The following is a 13,582-nucleotide window of genomic DNA, read 5'->3' on the forward strand; positions in this document are numbered from 1 at the left end:
GGCCCCCGGGCCCCGCCCCCACCCACAGATGATTTCATGGGCATTTCAGGCATCGGGACTCTTCACGAGGGTTTGCCCCTACAAGAAAATGAAACCGCCCTGCCCTCACCCCCCCCCTTACCAAGGGGGGGAAGCAATTTCAATCAAATAACCATTCGCCACCTCACCGAAAACCAGATTCAAAGTTCCTACGCCGCCCGCAATAAAGGAATTCGCGCATCCACACGCGAAATCATTGCATTTACCGATGCAGACTGTCGCCCGGAATCTGACTGGCTGGAAAATTTAGTTAAGCCATTTGTTGACTTAGAAGTAGGAATTAGCGCTGGGGAAATACTCGCATTGCCCGGTAAAACTATTTTAGAACAACACGCCGATCGCCAAAATACTTTATCTCAAAAACATACACTCGCTCACCCTTTTTGTGCTTACGGCCAAACAGCCAACTTAGCTGTACGGAGGCTAGTTTTACAACAAATAGGATTATTTCGCCCTTACCTCAGCAGTGGCGGCGATGCGGACTTATGCTGGCGGATTTTGCGGGAAACATCCTATAAAATGTATTTTGCCGAAAATGCGATCGTCCGACACCGCCACCGTTCTACAATAAAACAGTTGCAAAGTCAATGGTATCGGTACGGCGAATCTAATAAATATTTGCACGAACTCTACGGTGTCGATTTGATGCGAGAATTCACAACAGGGGAATATTTTTACCGGCTGGCTAGGTGGCTGTTAAAGGAATTTCCCGTTGCTGCTGCCAAAAGTGCGATGGCCCAAGCCGATATGGTAGATTTGTTTAATACGCCGATCGGTCTAGTGAATGTTAGGGCAAGGTCGATGGGACAGCGCCAAGCCAAACTTCCCGCATCAGCTTGGCAGATTGAGCGGTTTTAATCGGTTTTAATATTTTAGAGCAATAAATTATTGTGCGATCGCACTTGCGATCGACAAATATTCGTTTGTACACAATCCGCCCTATATATACATATAAGTATAGTTTATCAGTACAGATAAATAAGCTGAATCCGAAATATGAAAATTTAACGCAATACTTAATATAAAATTAATAAGTCTATTCTGAAGCGCTCGGTTTGACGAGGAGAAGAAACTCAGAGGCAAACCCCAAAATTTTCTTTACTTCTGCCTTCGGGCTTTTCACTGCTGTCGTCAGCGCGTTGGGAATTATTCTCATAATTTTAAATTTTTGTAACCTTTACAAGTAATGCCAATGGCTCAAATCTTACTCCAGACCGTTTGGTTTATACCTTGCTATCCACTCATCGGCGGAGTTCTGTCGATGCTGTGGTTTCCGGCAATTACCCGTCGCACGGGGCCAAGACCATCCGGTTACGTGAACGCCATCTTAACCTTGTTCGCTTTCTTACACGGCGTCATAGCCCTGACAGCTATCTGGAACCAACCGGCACAACACCAGTTAATTCCCTGGCTGAATGTAGCAGGTTTAGACTTAACCATTCCCGTAGAAATCTCTACTGTCACCGTCGGCGCGACAGTTTTGATTACCGGACTCAACTTGCTGGCGCAGATTTATGCTTTCGGTTACATGGAAATGGACTGGGGCTGGGCGAGATTGTTTTCCCTGATGGGGCTGTTTGAAGCAGGGATGTGCGGCTTGGTACTGTGCAATTCCCTGTTCTTCAGCTACATGATTTTGGAAGTTCTGACTTTGGGTACTTACCTGCTAGTCGGGCTGTGGTTCAATCAGTCTTTGGTGGTGACAGGAGCCCGCGACGCTTTCTTAACAAAGCGGGTGGGAGATTTATTCCTGCTGATGGGAGTAGTCGCAATTCTGCCGCTGGCTGGAACTTGGAATTTTGACGAGTTGGCTGTTTGGGCTCAGACTGCAAAGCTTGACCCTACTGTAGCGACGCTGTTGAGCTTGGCTTTGATTGCCGGGCCGATGGGTAAGTGCGCTCAGTTTCCCTTGCACCTGTGGCTGGATGAAGCGATGGAAGGCCCGCTGCCGGCGACGATTTTGCGGAACACCGTAGTTGTCGAAACTGGTGCTTGGATATTGGTTAAGTTGCAGCCGGTGATTGCTTTGTCGCCGATCGGACTGAAGACAACTATTATTGTAGGCGCTGCGACGGCGGTTGGTGCTTCATTAATCGCGATCGCCCAAATTGACATCAAGCGCACGCTTTCCTATATAGTCAGCTCTTACATGGGCTTAGTATTTATCGCCGTCGGCACCGGACAAGCCCAGACAGCCCTGACATTAATATTTGCCTACAGCTTGGCAATGGGTTTGCTGGTGATGAGCATCGGTTCGGTAGTTTGGAACAGCATCACTCAGGATGTCCGCTCTCTCGGCGGTTTGTGGGCAAAGCGGCCGATATCTGCCATATCCTTTATTGTCGGTAGCGCTGGATTGGTTGGATTGCCGCCCTTCGGCTGCTTCTGGGCTTTAGAAGACTTCACATCCGGGCTTTGGCAAACTCATCCTTTGCTGTTAGGAATAGTGCTGTTTGTAAACGCCGTCACTGCTTTTGGGTTGGTGCGCGTCTTCGGTTTAGTTTTCGGCGGCAAACCAAAGCAAATGACCGAACGTTCGCCGGAAGTTCACTGGCCTTTTATCTTGCCGATGACTGTTTTAATGGGCTTTACTTTGCACGTTCCGCACTTGCTGGCTGCGTGGCATTTATTGCCGGGGGCAAGTTTGAATTATACCGCAAGTGGACTGCTAGTTTTGTCAACGGCGATCGGCATCGGTGCCGGAGCATTTGTTTACCTGAACGAAAAATGGGAAAAACCGGTGCGAATTGGTTCTCAAGCTTTGCAAGACTTTTTTGCTTACGACTTTTACACGGCAAAACTTTACCGGGTGACAGTGATATTTGCAGTCGGTCTAGTTGCTCAAGTTATCTCTTGGATCGATCGCAATATTGTTGACGGCTTCGTAAATTTAATCGGTTTTGCAACGGTTTTCGGCGGGCAAAGCCTCAAATACAACGTTAACGGTCAAACTCAGTTTTACGCCCTGACAATTCTGGTCGGCGTGGCGCTTTTGGGACTGCTGATAAGCTGGCCGCTGCTAGCTCGCCTGTCGCTGATTGTAGGCGGGTAAATAGATATAATTTTTAAGATTTTAGGTGACAATTTTAATCTAAAATCTTACAAACATGAAGTCTTGAACAAAGATTTCCAACTCGTTCCAATAAGGCAGCATAAATGACCTCAAACAACAGACAATTCAATCTTTCCCGACGCAATTCCCTCAAATTTGTCGCAGGTGCCATTGGTACAGGGATACTCGCAGCAGGAGCAGGCGCTGATTTGGCTGCACCCGAACCAGCAATTGCTCAAAATGACATGACTCCCGATGCAGCTTTGCAAAAGTTAATGAACGGGAACAAGCGGTTTGTTGAAAAAAAACGCCGAGGTTTTAACCAAAACTTATCCGATCTCGCCCAAGTTGCCATATCTCAAAAACCTTTTGCTGCTATTCTCGGCTGTTCGGATTCCCGTTTCCCTTCCGAGATTATCTTCGACCAAGGATTTGGAGATTTATTTGTCTGTCGAGTCGCCGGCAATGTGGCGACTCCCGAAGAAATTGGCAGCCTGGAATTTGGCACGTTGGTGTTGGGAGCAAAAGTGCTGATGGTAATCGGGCATAAAAGGTGCGGTGCGGTAGACGCAACCATCAAAGGAGCTCAAGTTCCCGGTCAAATTGGCAGTTTGCTCGACGCCATTAAGCCGGCCGTAGAAAGCTCGAAAAGCCAAACGGGCAATCATCTAGAAAATGCTTCAAAAGCAAATGTTATCCTGCAAACTAGAAGATTGAAAGCATCTCCAGTGATCTCTCAGTTAATTCTGGAGAATAAACTGAAAGTGGTGGGTGGCTATTACGATTTAGATACGGGTGTCATCAATAGGTTGGTTGAGTCTTAAACAGTTAACAGTTAACAGTTGACAGTTGGTAGGGGCGATGCCCCCGTGCCCGCCCCCAGAGTTAGTTGACCTGGGACAGTTGACCTGGGACAGCAAGGGGTTTTAACAGCATACAATTGACAGTTGACAATTGACAGCGAGGGGTTTGTAACAGCGAAAAATTGAAATTTGACAATTGACGCTTGATAACTATCAACTATCAACTATCAACTATCAAAGATGGACTATCCACTATCAACTATCAACTCTCAATAGATTCTTTACTCTTCACTCTTCACACATTATGCTTAGTGCCTTGCTCTGGTTGCCCGCGTTGGGCGCTGCGGTAGTCGGGTTTCTGCCCGGAAACATCAACGGGATGCGGTTGCGTTCCATTGCCTCAGCTTTTGCTGCTGTTGTTTTCCTGTTGAATATCTGGCTGCTGACTCAATTCGATCCCGCCCATGCGGGACTGCAATTTCAAGAATATTTGCCTTGGATTCCGCAATTAGGTTTGAGCTACAATTTGGGCATTGACGGCTTGTCTTTGCCGCTGCTGGTTTTAAGTGCATTGCTGACGCTATTAGTCATTTACGGCACTGGCGAAAAGATGGAGCGCCCCCAGCTTTACTACGCTTTGATTTTGCTAATCAATGCGGGTGTTGCCGGAGCTTTGATGTCTCAAAATTTGCTGCTGTTTGTACTGTTTTATGAAGTAGAATTAATTCCTTTTTATCTATTGATTGCGATTTGGGGCGGAAAGCAGCGGGAATACGCTGCCATGAAGTTTTTGATCTACACGGCAGTTTCGGGACTTTTAGTGCTAGCAGCATTTTTGGGTGTGGCTTGGCTGAGCGGTTCTTTAAATTTCGATTACAGTGCGATTACCACTCAAGAATTGCCGAGAAATCTGCAGTTAATCCTGCTCACACTTTTGCTAATTGGGTTGGGAATTAAAATTCCCTTGGTGCCGCTGCATACTTGGCTACCGGATGCTTACGTGGAAGCTTCGCCAGCAACAGCAATTTTGCTGGGAGGGATTCTGGCGAAGTTGGGAACTTACGGTTTAGTGCGGTTTGGCTTGCAGATGTTTCCCGAAACTTGGTCGATTATAGCTCCCGGTTTAGCGATTATCGGGACTGTGAGCGTGATGTACGGGGCTTTGAGCGCGATCGCCCAAAAAGACATCAAGCGCATGGTAGCCTATAGTTCGATCGGGCATATGGGCTACATCCTCGTTGCCTGCGCTGCGGGTACGAAGCTGGCATTAATCGGTGCAGTCGGGCAAATGGTAAGCCACGGCTTAATTTTAGCTTTGCTGTTTTATTTGGTAGGCATCATCGAAACCAAAGTCGGCACGCGGGATTTGGACGTACTCAACGGTTTGATGAACCCGATGCGGGGTTTACCCACTGCGAGTTCCCTGTTAGTTTTGGGCGGCATGGCAAGCGCCGGAATTCCCGGTTTGGTAGGTTTTATTGCCGAATTTTTAGTGTTTCAAGGCAGTTTCTCGATCTTTCCAATTCCAACTTTACTCTGCATTTTAGCTTCGGGTTTAACAGCAGTTTACTTTGTGATTTTGCTCAACCGCACCTGTTTTGGGAAGTTGGACAACGCCACGGCTTACTACCCTCCAGTTACCTTTGCTGAAAATATGCCGGCCCTGGTTTTGGCGGGCATCATTTTTGTGTTGGGAATTCAACCTGCTTGGCTGCTCAAGTGGAGCGAATCTACTACAAATGCGATCGTAGCCACTCTGCCGGCTGACAGAAATACCCAAGTTGCTATTAGCTATACTGGGGAAAAGTCAGCGATTGAAATCGCATCTACACAAACGAAGTCGGCCTCTGCAGACTAAGAATCTACTCGTTTCCAGGCTCTGCCTGGTAACGCAGATCCGGAGGCTCTGCCTCCAATTTTCCGGCTCGCGGGCCTGGATCTCGGTTCCCAGGTTAGAGCCTGGAAGTTAAAGAATCGCAGCTTTTTGCAATAATTCAAAATATTTAGATTCACTCAACCAAAGGAAGAAACAATGGTACAAACTCCTAATAAACCAGCAACTAAACTACCTCCTTCCAAACACGAATTTGCCGAAATAATTCACAGGCTAGAAGCTGGCGGCGCGATGATTCCAGATACGCCGGAAAATCTGATGCAAATCATCGCTATTTGGAAAGCTTACGCGGTGCCGATGGACTTTTACTGGCGGGATTTGCTTTACATCGCCGAACGAGTATTTTTACAGCCGCTTCCTTTCTTTAAATACTTTTTACCCCAAGAGTATTTAGACTTGCAAAATCACTATGCAGGCGACGGTGCAGATTTGCGGATTTGGCGCGGGACTGGAAGTGTTCACCCGGAACTTTTGGAGTTCATGGAGAAGGGTGAAACTGGTAAAATGCCGCGGCTGTTTCACCATTTGTGGCACGATCGCATTAACATGGAATTTGCCGAAGAGTGCATGAGGGCGATGCTGTGGCACCGGGGCTTGTACGTGCCGACCAATCAATTCGATCCTTATTTGGACAGTGACGAATATAAGGCTAATGCCGATCGGGCAATTAAAGCTTATTTCAAAAAAGACCCGTTCATGCTGGCACTTCACAAAGCATTTCCCGAAATGTTTTTAGAACAGTGCCGCCAAATGTCTTATTACAGCAATCTCGGTTTATTCTGGGAAGTCATGGCGCCGGTGTTTTTTGAGGTTTCCGACTTGTACGACGAAGGGAAAATTACCACAGTCCCGGAGGCGATGAATTTCCTAGTAAATGGCATATTTGCGATCGCCGGACGCCCGATTTACCACCACGTTTACATCGACGGCGAGAAGTACGAAATTATCCCCAAATCTAAAGGTTTCACTTGGCTTTACGAAGCAGCGTTACCTTACGTGGAAGCTGTATTTTATCGCACTTCGCCATTCCGAGGCACCAAATCTTACAACGCTCAAGCTAGAGAAGTTCCTGACGACCAAAAAGACTTCCACTACGGAGTGCTTTATGCAGACAAATTCCCCGTAGGTACGGCGGGGATTCCGCCGACTTTGCTAGCACAAGATATGCTGCATTTCCTGCCGCCTTATTTGAGGGATTTCTACAAACAGCGCTGTCGCGGCGAAGATGATATCCTCAATCAAATTGGGGTGACATTTCAGCGATCGATGTACTGCGTAACTTCGGCGGTGATTCAAGCGTTACGGACTGCTCTTTTGTATCCTTTAGATGACCCGAATCCAAAGCATTTGAAGGCAAATAGGGCTTTCTTTGAGTCTCAGATCGATCGCTTCTGTCGCCCGGAATACGGCATGAAATATGCTGCGAAGTTGAATAATATTCAGACTTCGGATTATAGGTAAAGGATTTTTGCCGGAGGCATCTTAGCTTCCAAGTCCGCCAGTCCGTTAGTCCGCCAGGGGTTGAAACCCCTGGCTCAAAGCTCAAGTCGGTTGAAACCGACTGGGAAAAAGGAGAGCATTTTAATCAGTTTCAAAAGTGTTATAATATTAGATTAGTTGGTATCAGAATTATTCATCTCTCTCTCTTGTTTTCCTCTGATTTCTCTGATTTCTCTGCGTTCTCTGCGGTTTAATCATTCCGATATAAAAAATAACCAATAACTATGGACAGCAAACAGCTAGCCAAATATATCGAAGCAACGGATGGGATTTCCAAACCTTGGCTGTTGGTGCAACTGCGGCTGAAAAAATTGCAAGAAAGGCGATCGGAGATTTCTGCTGAAGAGTATATGACAGAACTTACCGACATTCACAAAGATTTAATGAATCTGGGGGAATGGTGGCTGGGAATCGAGGATGAGGTGTTTTAAAATTTAATTGAAAGTTCAAGTAGGATTAAGTCGATCGCACTTTAAAATTTTTCCATCAAATCTTTTTCTTGGGCATAGACATCTCGTAGCTGTTGCAGCGCGGGCCCAGAAATGACCGATTTAACAGTAGCTACCAATTGGCCCCACTCTAGCAAGCTGTCAACGGAAACAGCTTTTTTGAACTTGTGGGTGTAAAATTTCGTCCAAAATGCTGGTGCTTGCTTGCTTTTCCAGCGTTTGTACCATCTGCCAAAATCTTGAAGTGCGATCGGCTGTACTTGTAAAATAGGAGGAAAATCGGCGTAGCTGACAAAGCGGCTGATGCCTTTGGCGTGCACGTAAACCATGTAGCGACAGCATTCGATGCGGTAAATCTCGTCTGCTGAGATATTGAACAGGAGTGCAACTGTTTCTTCTGTGACAAATCTCGCCAGCGGATGCAGGATGGGAGATTTATGAATTATTCTCGATTCTGCGATCGTCCGCGATTTTGACCCTTTTTCTGATATCATGGCTAGTACACCTCTGGATATGGTTAGTAGACTTCTGGATATGGCAAATGCACTTTTTGATAGAAAGAAATAATCTGTCCAGATTAGGTTTTACAGTCGATCGCCCTTTAGTTTTCCAGGCCGGGGGGCGATCGCTCTTTACATATAAAATTGTACGACGCAATTGCATCAACTGTCAAGCATGGGTTTAGTCAGGCTAAAAATTCGGGAACTAGCGGCGGAGAAGGGCTGGACGCTTAAGGAAGTATCCGATCGTTCCGGGGTAATTTATAGCACTGTCAGAAGCTATGCTCGTCGTCCTGAAATGGCAATGGTTGACTTTACTTGCCTGCGGAAGTTAGCTCGGACTTTTGATGTGATGATTGAGGACTTAGTTGAGGTTTTGGAGGAATAGGTCGATCGTCCGCGATTTTGCCGGAGTTTCTGATATCATAATAGACGCATCTCTGGATTGTAGGTGTGTACATCTTTTTGTTGTAGATGTGCAGGACAGAGATTATCTGTCCTGATTAGGTTTAATAGGCGATCGCCCTTTAGTTGTCCAGACCAGAGGCGATCGCTTTTTCAGATATCTAATATTAAACGACAGCAGATTGTCATTTGTCAAGTCAGTATGAGCAAAGGCTTAGTGAGGTTGCGGATTCGGGAGTTTGCGGCCCTGAACGGCTGGACACTTAAGGAAGTTTCCGATCGCTCGGGCGTTGGTTACAGCACCATCAGAAACTACGCCCAATGTCAAGGCATGACAACCGTTAATTTTGCCTACTTGCACAGGTTGGCTCGCACGTTTGATGTAATGATTGAGGATTTGGTGGAGATTTTGGAGGAATAGGTCGATCGCCCACGATATTGACTGATTTTCTGATATCATGGTGAGCCAACCTAAGAATTGCATCCACTCTCAAGCATGGGTTTAGTAAGAATTAAAGTCAGAGAACTAGCTGCTGAGAAAGGTTGGACATTCAAGGAAGTTTCAGAACGTTCTGGGGTAATGTACAACACTGTCAAGCATTATGCTCGTTGTCCAGGGCTGACAACGGTTGATTTTACTTTGCTGCGGAAGTTAGCTCGGACTTTTGATGTGATGATTGAGGATTTGGTTGAGGTTTTGGAGGAATAGGTCGATCGGCCTTAAGTTGTCTAGACCGGGGGCGATCGCTTTTTCAGATGCAATTATCTTAAAACGCAACTGCATTATTTGTCAAGCATGGGTTTAGTCAGAGTTAAAGTGCGAGAGCTAGCGGCCGAGAGGGGCTGGACATTCAAGGAGGTGGCTGAGCGATCGGGCGTGATCTACAGCACCATAACCAGCTATGCTCGTCGTTCAGAAATATCAATGGTTGACTTTACCGCCCTGTACAAGTTAGCGCGGGCATTTGATGTGATGATTGAGGACTTGGTGGAGATTATTGAGGAGTAGGCGATCGGCCTTAAGTTGTCTAGACCGGGGGCGATCGCTTTGTTGTATTTTTTACACTATAGCATGATTAACTGTACTTAGTCAAACATTATTGTACTTAATCGGATTGAGGATGGTAACATCAAGGAAAGTTGTTATTAATAGTTGATTATTCTTCGTGGCTAAAACTAATACTGCGATCGCGGTCAGTTCCGCGATCAAGGAAGTCATTCAAAAACAAGCGCTAGCGACCAGACTAACTCAGAAAGAAGTAGTGTATTTGGGAATGCTGGCAATTGATGCACTCGATAAGGAAAGCCGCCAAGAGTTGGCGGACAAGGTGCATCAGATGCAGATGAATGGGGAGATTTGAAGCTGAAGAAAACCAGGTCAACAGTTTCATCTTTACCGCTAAAAGCGACTAAACATTACCTAAGGTCGATCGACTTTTGATGTCACATCAATAATCTCGGCTTCAGAAGATTGCTTGCGTATCACCTCAATTTTCTTTCTTTTGCTTTCGACGTAGAGTTGCATAGTCAAGTGGGGGCTCAAGTAAATCCACCATAGCAAAAACGGCGATATCAACTTCTGGCTTCTTCCTTGAGCAATTCGTTGCGGTGCAGCGCGGTTGTTGGGATGCTGGGGCTACCTCGGTGCTTTACGCCAACCATTGGCGATCGCCTCTGACTCTGTGCAAAACCATCTCTCACCCCTAGCTGGATCAATAACTGTTGATTCGTAATCTTCCATGCCTGGAAGGTGATAAACCTTATTGCCTGTATCGATCGAGATGTTGCCTTTGATAGTACATCCTGGTTTTGTGATCGATGTAATTGGAGAGAAAGAATGACTACGACTCAACTGCATCGTAAAAAGCACAATGACAGCCAGAATCCCAATACCAAAAACTGTTTTGAGTACACCGCGTTTCTGTGGTTTCTGCTTTGTTGGCTGATGTCGAGGTGCAACACCTTGAATTGATGCTCTAGTTGCACGTACTTTCCCGTCTGTTTCAGCAACTTGCTCGTACAAAATCGTATCTCCGACTTTTGGGCGACGACTTGCTTCCTTCAGCGCACTGATATGCAAGAAAACTTCTTTACTACCATCATCCGGTTTAATGAAGCCAAACCCCCGATCGTCTTTCCAGGTTGTCAGTTGCCCTTTATTCAGAACAGGTTTCATAAAATTGAACTTTTATTCCTGCTTAACAGACTCAGCCAACCGTTTCGCATTCTCTCGCGGGTAAACATTAATCGGACTATTGCGAATATCAGCTTCTACCATAGCCATTAGTTCATCTAAACTGAGAGTTAGAGCCTCAAGCCGTTGACAGACACCTAGAATATTTCTCATACTCTTTTGGATTACTTCACGATTGGGGAGTTTGGGTGTTTCATTCCTGGCAGGTGAAAATCTCTTTTAGCTTCCCGGATAGTGACTTCGCATCGGCGTCAACTTGTGCTTGCTCAATCGTTTGAGCTAGTAAATTCAGCATAGCAGAAAAAGCTGTTGGCTGTGATTCAGAAATCCGCAGCCGCAATGTGTAAAAGCGAGAGTAAGGATTTTTTAATAGTGGCTATTTTTTCCTGCTGTAACTTCGCTATAAAAAATATACTTCACTCTCCATCCTCAACCAACATATACAAAAAAATCCCCCGCTAGAAGGCGGGGGATTTTAGTTAATTACCTAGAAACCAGAGTTCAGAGTTACCCGAATTTCCCGGCTGTCGAGGCAATTACAAAGGCCGCGTAAGTGAGGACGTTGCCCACAGTAAAGTGAACTAAGCCAACCAAACGACCTTGGACGATCGACAAAGCAACAGGCTTGTCTTTCCAGCGAACCAAGTTAGCCAAAGGAGTGCGCTCGTGAGCCCAAACCAAAGTCTCGATCAACTCTTGCCAGTAACCTCTCCAAGAGATCAGGAACATGAAACCAGTTGCCCAAACAAGGTGTCCGAATAAGAACATCCAAGCCCAGACTGACAAGTTGTTAGTACCATACGGGTTGTAACCGTTGATCAACTGAGAAGAATACAGCCAGAGGTAATCGCGGAACCAGCCCATCAGGTAGGTAGAAGACTCATTGAACTGAGCCACGTTACCTTGCCAGATGCCCAGGTGCTTCCAGTGCCAGTAGAACGTTACCCAAGCTAGGGTGTTCAACATCCAGAATACAGACAGGTACATGGCGTCCCAAGCAGAGATGTCGCAAGTACCGCCACGGCCGGGGCCGTCGCAAGGGAAAGCATAACCGAAGTCTTTTTTGTCCGGCATCAGCTTAGAACCGCGTGCATCCAGAGCGCCCTTGACCAAAATCAAGGTGGTGGTGTGCAAGCCTAGTGCGATCGCGTGGTGAACCAAGAAATCGCCAGGTCCGATCGCCAAGAACAGAGAATTAGTACCGCTGTTAATCCCGTCCAACCAGCCTGGGAGCCATACGTTCCCGTAGTTGGGCCAAGCGGTAGAAGCAATGCTGTCAGGGTTAGACAACAGCACGTCCATGCCGTAGAGAGCTTTTCCGTGAGCAGCTTGGATGAACTGTGCGAACACTGGTTCAATCAAGATTTGCTTTTCAGGAGTTCCGAAAGCAACTACAACGTCATTGTGAACGTACAAACCGAGAGTGTGGAAGCCCAAGAACAGCGACACCCAGCTCAAGTGAGAGATAATCGCTTCTTTGTGCTGCAACACGCGATCGAGCACGTTGCCTTTGTTTGCTTCAGGATCGTAGTCCCGCACCAAGAAGATAGCTCCGTGGGCGAAAGCGCCGACCATGATGAATCCAGCAATGTACTGGTGGTGGGTGTAAAGCGCAGCCTGAGTCGTGAAGTCCTTACCTATGAAAGCGTAGGGAGGCATCGCGTACATATGCTGTGCTACCAGGGAGGTAATTACGCCCAAAGCAGCGAGGTGAAATGCCAGTTGGAAGTGCAGCGAGTTGTTGTAGGTTTCGTACAAGCCTTGGTGAGGCAAGTTGAACTGCCCTTCACTCTTGCCGCCGACCAAACCAGCCTTAGAATCCAACATCTCTTTGATGCTGTGACCGATACCGAAGTTAGTCCGGTACATATGACCGGCAACGATAAACAGAACTGCGATCGCCAAGTGGTGGTGAGCGATGTCTGTCAGCCACAGGGATTCTGTTTGAGGGTGGAAGCCGCCCAAGAAAGTCAGAATTGCGGTTCCAGCGCCTTCGGAAGTACCGAAGACATGGTTGGCTGCATCTGGATTCTCGGCGTATACGCCCCAGTTACCACTGAAGAACGGAGCCAAACCGGCCGGGTGAGGCGGGGTAGACAGGAAGTTGTCCCAACCTACGTGCTGTCCGCGAGATTCGGGGATAGCAACGTGAACCATGTGACCAGTCCAAGCCAAAGAGCTGACACCGAACAAACCAGCCAAGTGGTGGTTGAGGCGAGATTCAGCATTTTTGAACCAAGACAAGCTGGGGCGGTACTTGGGTTGGAGGTGCAACCAACCTGCGAACAGGAATACAGCGGCCAGTAGTAACAAGAAGATAGCTCCTTGATACAGGTCGGCGTTTGTCCGAATCCCTTGGGTGAACCACCAATGGTAGACACCGGAGTAAGAGATATCCACCGGGTTAGAAGCGCCCCCTTGAGTGAAAGCTTCTACTGCAGGAGCGCCGAATTGCGGGTCCCAAATCGCGTGAGCGATCGGGCGGACGTTTAGAGGGTCTTTAATCCACTGTTCAAAGTTACCTTGCCATGCTACGTGGAACAGGCTGCCCGATGTCCACAAGAAAATGATTGCTACGTGGCCGAAGTGAGAAGCAAAAATCTTTTGGTAAAGATTTTCTTCGGTCATGCCATCGTGGCTTTCAAAGTCGTGTGCTGTGGCAATCCCGTACCAGATCCGCCGTGTGGTCGGGTCTTGGGCAAGGTCTTGGCTAAATTTTGGAAATTTCGTTGCCATAAGCCTTGAT

General features: G+C 47.0%; 15 protein-coding genes. 11 read left to right on the forward strand and 4 right to left on the reverse strand.

The features are described 5' to 3' along the window. The first annotated feature begins 36 nt into the window (after positions 1-36). The 6 genes from QT992_RS23510 to QT992_RS23535 all read left to right on the forward strand — a co-directional run bounded on the left by QT992_RS23510 (position 37) and on the right by QT992_RS23535 (position 7,719). Positions 37-897 carry a glycosyltransferase gene (locus QT992_RS23510; RefSeq protein ID WP_333377843.1) on the forward strand — a complete coding sequence of 287 codons (861 nt, stop codon included), beginning with the start codon at positions 37-39 and terminating at the stop codon, positions 895-897. Between the two features lie 334 nt (positions 898-1,231). Continuing rightward, entirely contained in the window at positions 1,232-3,091 is a 1,860-nt protein-coding gene (locus QT992_RS23515; RefSeq protein ID WP_333321045.1) for an NAD(P)H-quinone oxidoreductase subunit F, read from the forward strand. 104 nt (positions 3,092-3,195) lie between these two features. Then, positions 3,196-3,915 carry a carbonic anhydrase gene (locus QT992_RS23520; protein ID WP_333321043.1) on the forward strand — a complete coding sequence of 240 codons (720 nt, stop codon included), beginning with the start codon at positions 3,196-3,198 and terminating at the stop codon, positions 3,913-3,915. 283 nt (positions 3,916-4,198) lie between these two features. Continuing rightward, positions 4,199-5,752: an NADH-quinone oxidoreductase subunit M gene (locus tag QT992_RS23525; protein WP_333321047.1), complete on the forward strand. Its 1,554-nt coding sequence runs from the start codon at positions 4,199-4,201 to the stop codon at positions 5,750-5,752. Positions 5,753-5,926: 174 nt separating this feature from the next. Beyond that, entirely contained in the window at positions 5,927-7,249 is a 1,323-nt protein-coding gene (locus tag QT992_RS23530) for a CO2 hydration protein (protein WP_333321041.1), read from the forward strand. A gap of 263 nt (positions 7,250-7,512) precedes the next feature. Continuing rightward, complete coding sequence (locus QT992_RS23535) at positions 7,513-7,719, forward strand: hypothetical protein (RefSeq protein WP_333055353.1); 207 nt, start codon at positions 7,513-7,515, stop codon at positions 7,717-7,719. A gap of 41 nt (positions 7,720-7,760) precedes the next feature. Here QT992_RS23535 and QT992_RS23540 read toward each other — a convergent pair whose 3' ends face one another. Next, complete coding sequence (locus QT992_RS23540; protein WP_333341369.1) at positions 7,761-8,231, reverse strand: hypothetical protein; 471 nt, start codon at positions 8,229-8,231, stop codon at positions 7,761-7,763. Positions 8,232-8,412: 181 nt separating this feature from the next. On the opposite strand from QT992_RS23540, the gene QT992_RS23545 reads away from it, so the two are divergent. The 5 genes from QT992_RS23545 (at position 8,413) to QT992_RS23565 (ending at position 10,003) form a co-directional block, all read left to right on the forward strand. Next, on the forward strand, positions 8,413-8,625 hold the full coding sequence (locus QT992_RS23545) for a helix-turn-helix domain-containing protein (protein ID WP_006631307.1): 213 nt from the start codon (positions 8,413-8,415) through the stop codon (positions 8,623-8,625). 219 nt (positions 8,626-8,844) lie between these two features. Continuing rightward, a complete protein-coding gene (locus QT992_RS23550) occupies positions 8,845-9,063 on the forward strand; it encodes a helix-turn-helix transcriptional regulator (RefSeq protein WP_333321037.1) in 219 nt (72 codons plus the stop codon). 75 nt (positions 9,064-9,138) lie between these two features. Continuing rightward, positions 9,139-9,351, forward strand: a complete 213-nt coding sequence (locus tag QT992_RS23555) for a helix-turn-helix domain-containing protein (RefSeq protein ID WP_242717445.1) — start codon at positions 9,139-9,141, stop codon at positions 9,349-9,351. A gap of 87 nt (positions 9,352-9,438) precedes the next feature. Further along, positions 9,439-9,651 carry a helix-turn-helix domain-containing protein gene (locus QT992_RS23560; RefSeq protein WP_006631308.1) on the forward strand — a complete coding sequence of 71 codons (213 nt, stop codon included), beginning with the start codon at positions 9,439-9,441 and terminating at the stop codon, positions 9,649-9,651. Between the two features lie 157 nt (positions 9,652-9,808). Next, positions 9,809-10,003 (forward strand): hypothetical protein, encoded by a 195-nt coding sequence (locus tag QT992_RS23565; RefSeq protein ID WP_333140510.1) that lies wholly within the window; start codon positions 9,809-9,811, stop codon positions 10,001-10,003. A 275-nt stretch (positions 10,004-10,278) separates the two neighbouring features. On the opposite strand, the gene QT992_RS23570 is transcribed toward QT992_RS23565, so the two are convergent. From QT992_RS23570 to psaB, 3 genes are all read right to left on the reverse strand, one after another. Further along, the gene (locus tag QT992_RS23570; RefSeq protein WP_333321035.1) at positions 10,279-10,818 is read right to left on the reverse strand and encodes a cold shock domain-containing protein; all 540 of its coding nucleotides are present in this window, start codon (positions 10,816-10,818) and stop codon (positions 10,279-10,281) included. A gap of 12 nt (positions 10,819-10,830) precedes the next feature. Beyond that, positions 10,831-10,989, reverse strand: a complete 159-nt coding sequence (locus QT992_RS23575; RefSeq protein WP_333321033.1) for a hypothetical protein — start codon at positions 10,987-10,989, stop codon at positions 10,831-10,833. 354 nt (positions 10,990-11,343) lie between these two features. Then, positions 11,344-13,572, reverse strand: a complete 2,229-nt coding sequence (psaB, locus tag QT992_RS23580; RefSeq protein WP_333140504.1) for a photosystem I core protein PsaB — start codon at positions 13,570-13,572, stop codon at positions 11,344-11,346. Positions 13,573-13,582: the final 10 nt, after the last annotated feature.

Origin of the sequence: Microcoleus sp. T3_D1 (genome assembly GCF_036700405.1) — a bacterium.
In the GTDB taxonomy this organism is placed as follows: Bacteria; Cyanobacteriota; Cyanobacteriia; order Cyanobacteriales; family Microcoleaceae; genus Microcoleus.

Bases quoted from the DNA above. Each gene is read 5' to 3' on its own strand.
- QT992_RS23520 (WP_333321043.1), top strand. From the start codon at position 3,196: ATGACCTCAAACAACAGACAATTCAATCTTTCCCGACGCAATTCCCTC.
- QT992_RS23535 (WP_333055353.1), top strand. From the start codon at position 7,513: ATGGACAGCAAACAGCTAGCCAAATATATCGAAGCAACGGATGGGATT.
- QT992_RS23575 (WP_333321033.1), bottom strand. From the start codon at position 10,989: ATGAGAAATATTCTAGGTGTCTGTCAACGGCTTGAGGCTCTAACTCTC.
- QT992_RS23550 (WP_333321037.1), top strand. From the start codon at position 8,845: ATGAGCAAAGGCTTAGTGAGGTTGCGGATTCGGGAGTTTGCGGCCCTG.
- QT992_RS23525 (WP_333321047.1), top strand. From the start codon at position 4,199: ATGCTTAGTGCCTTGCTCTGGTTGCCCGCGTTGGGCGCTGCGGTAGTC.
- psaB (WP_333140504.1), bottom strand. From the start codon at position 13,572: ATGGCAACGAAATTTCCAAAATTTAGCCAAGACCTTGCCCAAGACCCG.
- QT992_RS23545 (WP_006631307.1), top strand. From the start codon at position 8,413: ATGGGTTTAGTCAGGCTAAAAATTCGGGAACTAGCGGCGGAGAAGGGC.
- QT992_RS23510 (WP_333377843.1), top strand. From the start codon at position 37: ATGGGCATTTCAGGCATCGGGACTCTTCACGAGGGTTTGCCCCTACAA.
- QT992_RS23515 (WP_333321045.1), top strand. From the start codon at position 1,232: ATGGCTCAAATCTTACTCCAGACCGTTTGGTTTATACCTTGCTATCCA.
- QT992_RS23555 (WP_242717445.1), top strand. From the start codon at position 9,139: ATGGGTTTAGTAAGAATTAAAGTCAGAGAACTAGCTGCTGAGAAAGGT.
- QT992_RS23530 (WP_333321041.1), top strand. From the start codon at position 5,927: ATGGTACAAACTCCTAATAAACCAGCAACTAAACTACCTCCTTCCAAA.
- QT992_RS23540 (WP_333341369.1), bottom strand. From the start codon at position 8,231: ATGATATCAGAAAAAGGGTCAAAATCGCGGACGATCGCAGAATCGAGA.
- QT992_RS23570 (WP_333321035.1), bottom strand. From the start codon at position 10,818: ATGAAACCTGTTCTGAATAAAGGGCAACTGACAACCTGGAAAGACGAT.
- QT992_RS23560 (WP_006631308.1), top strand. From the start codon at position 9,439: ATGGGTTTAGTCAGAGTTAAAGTGCGAGAGCTAGCGGCCGAGAGGGGC.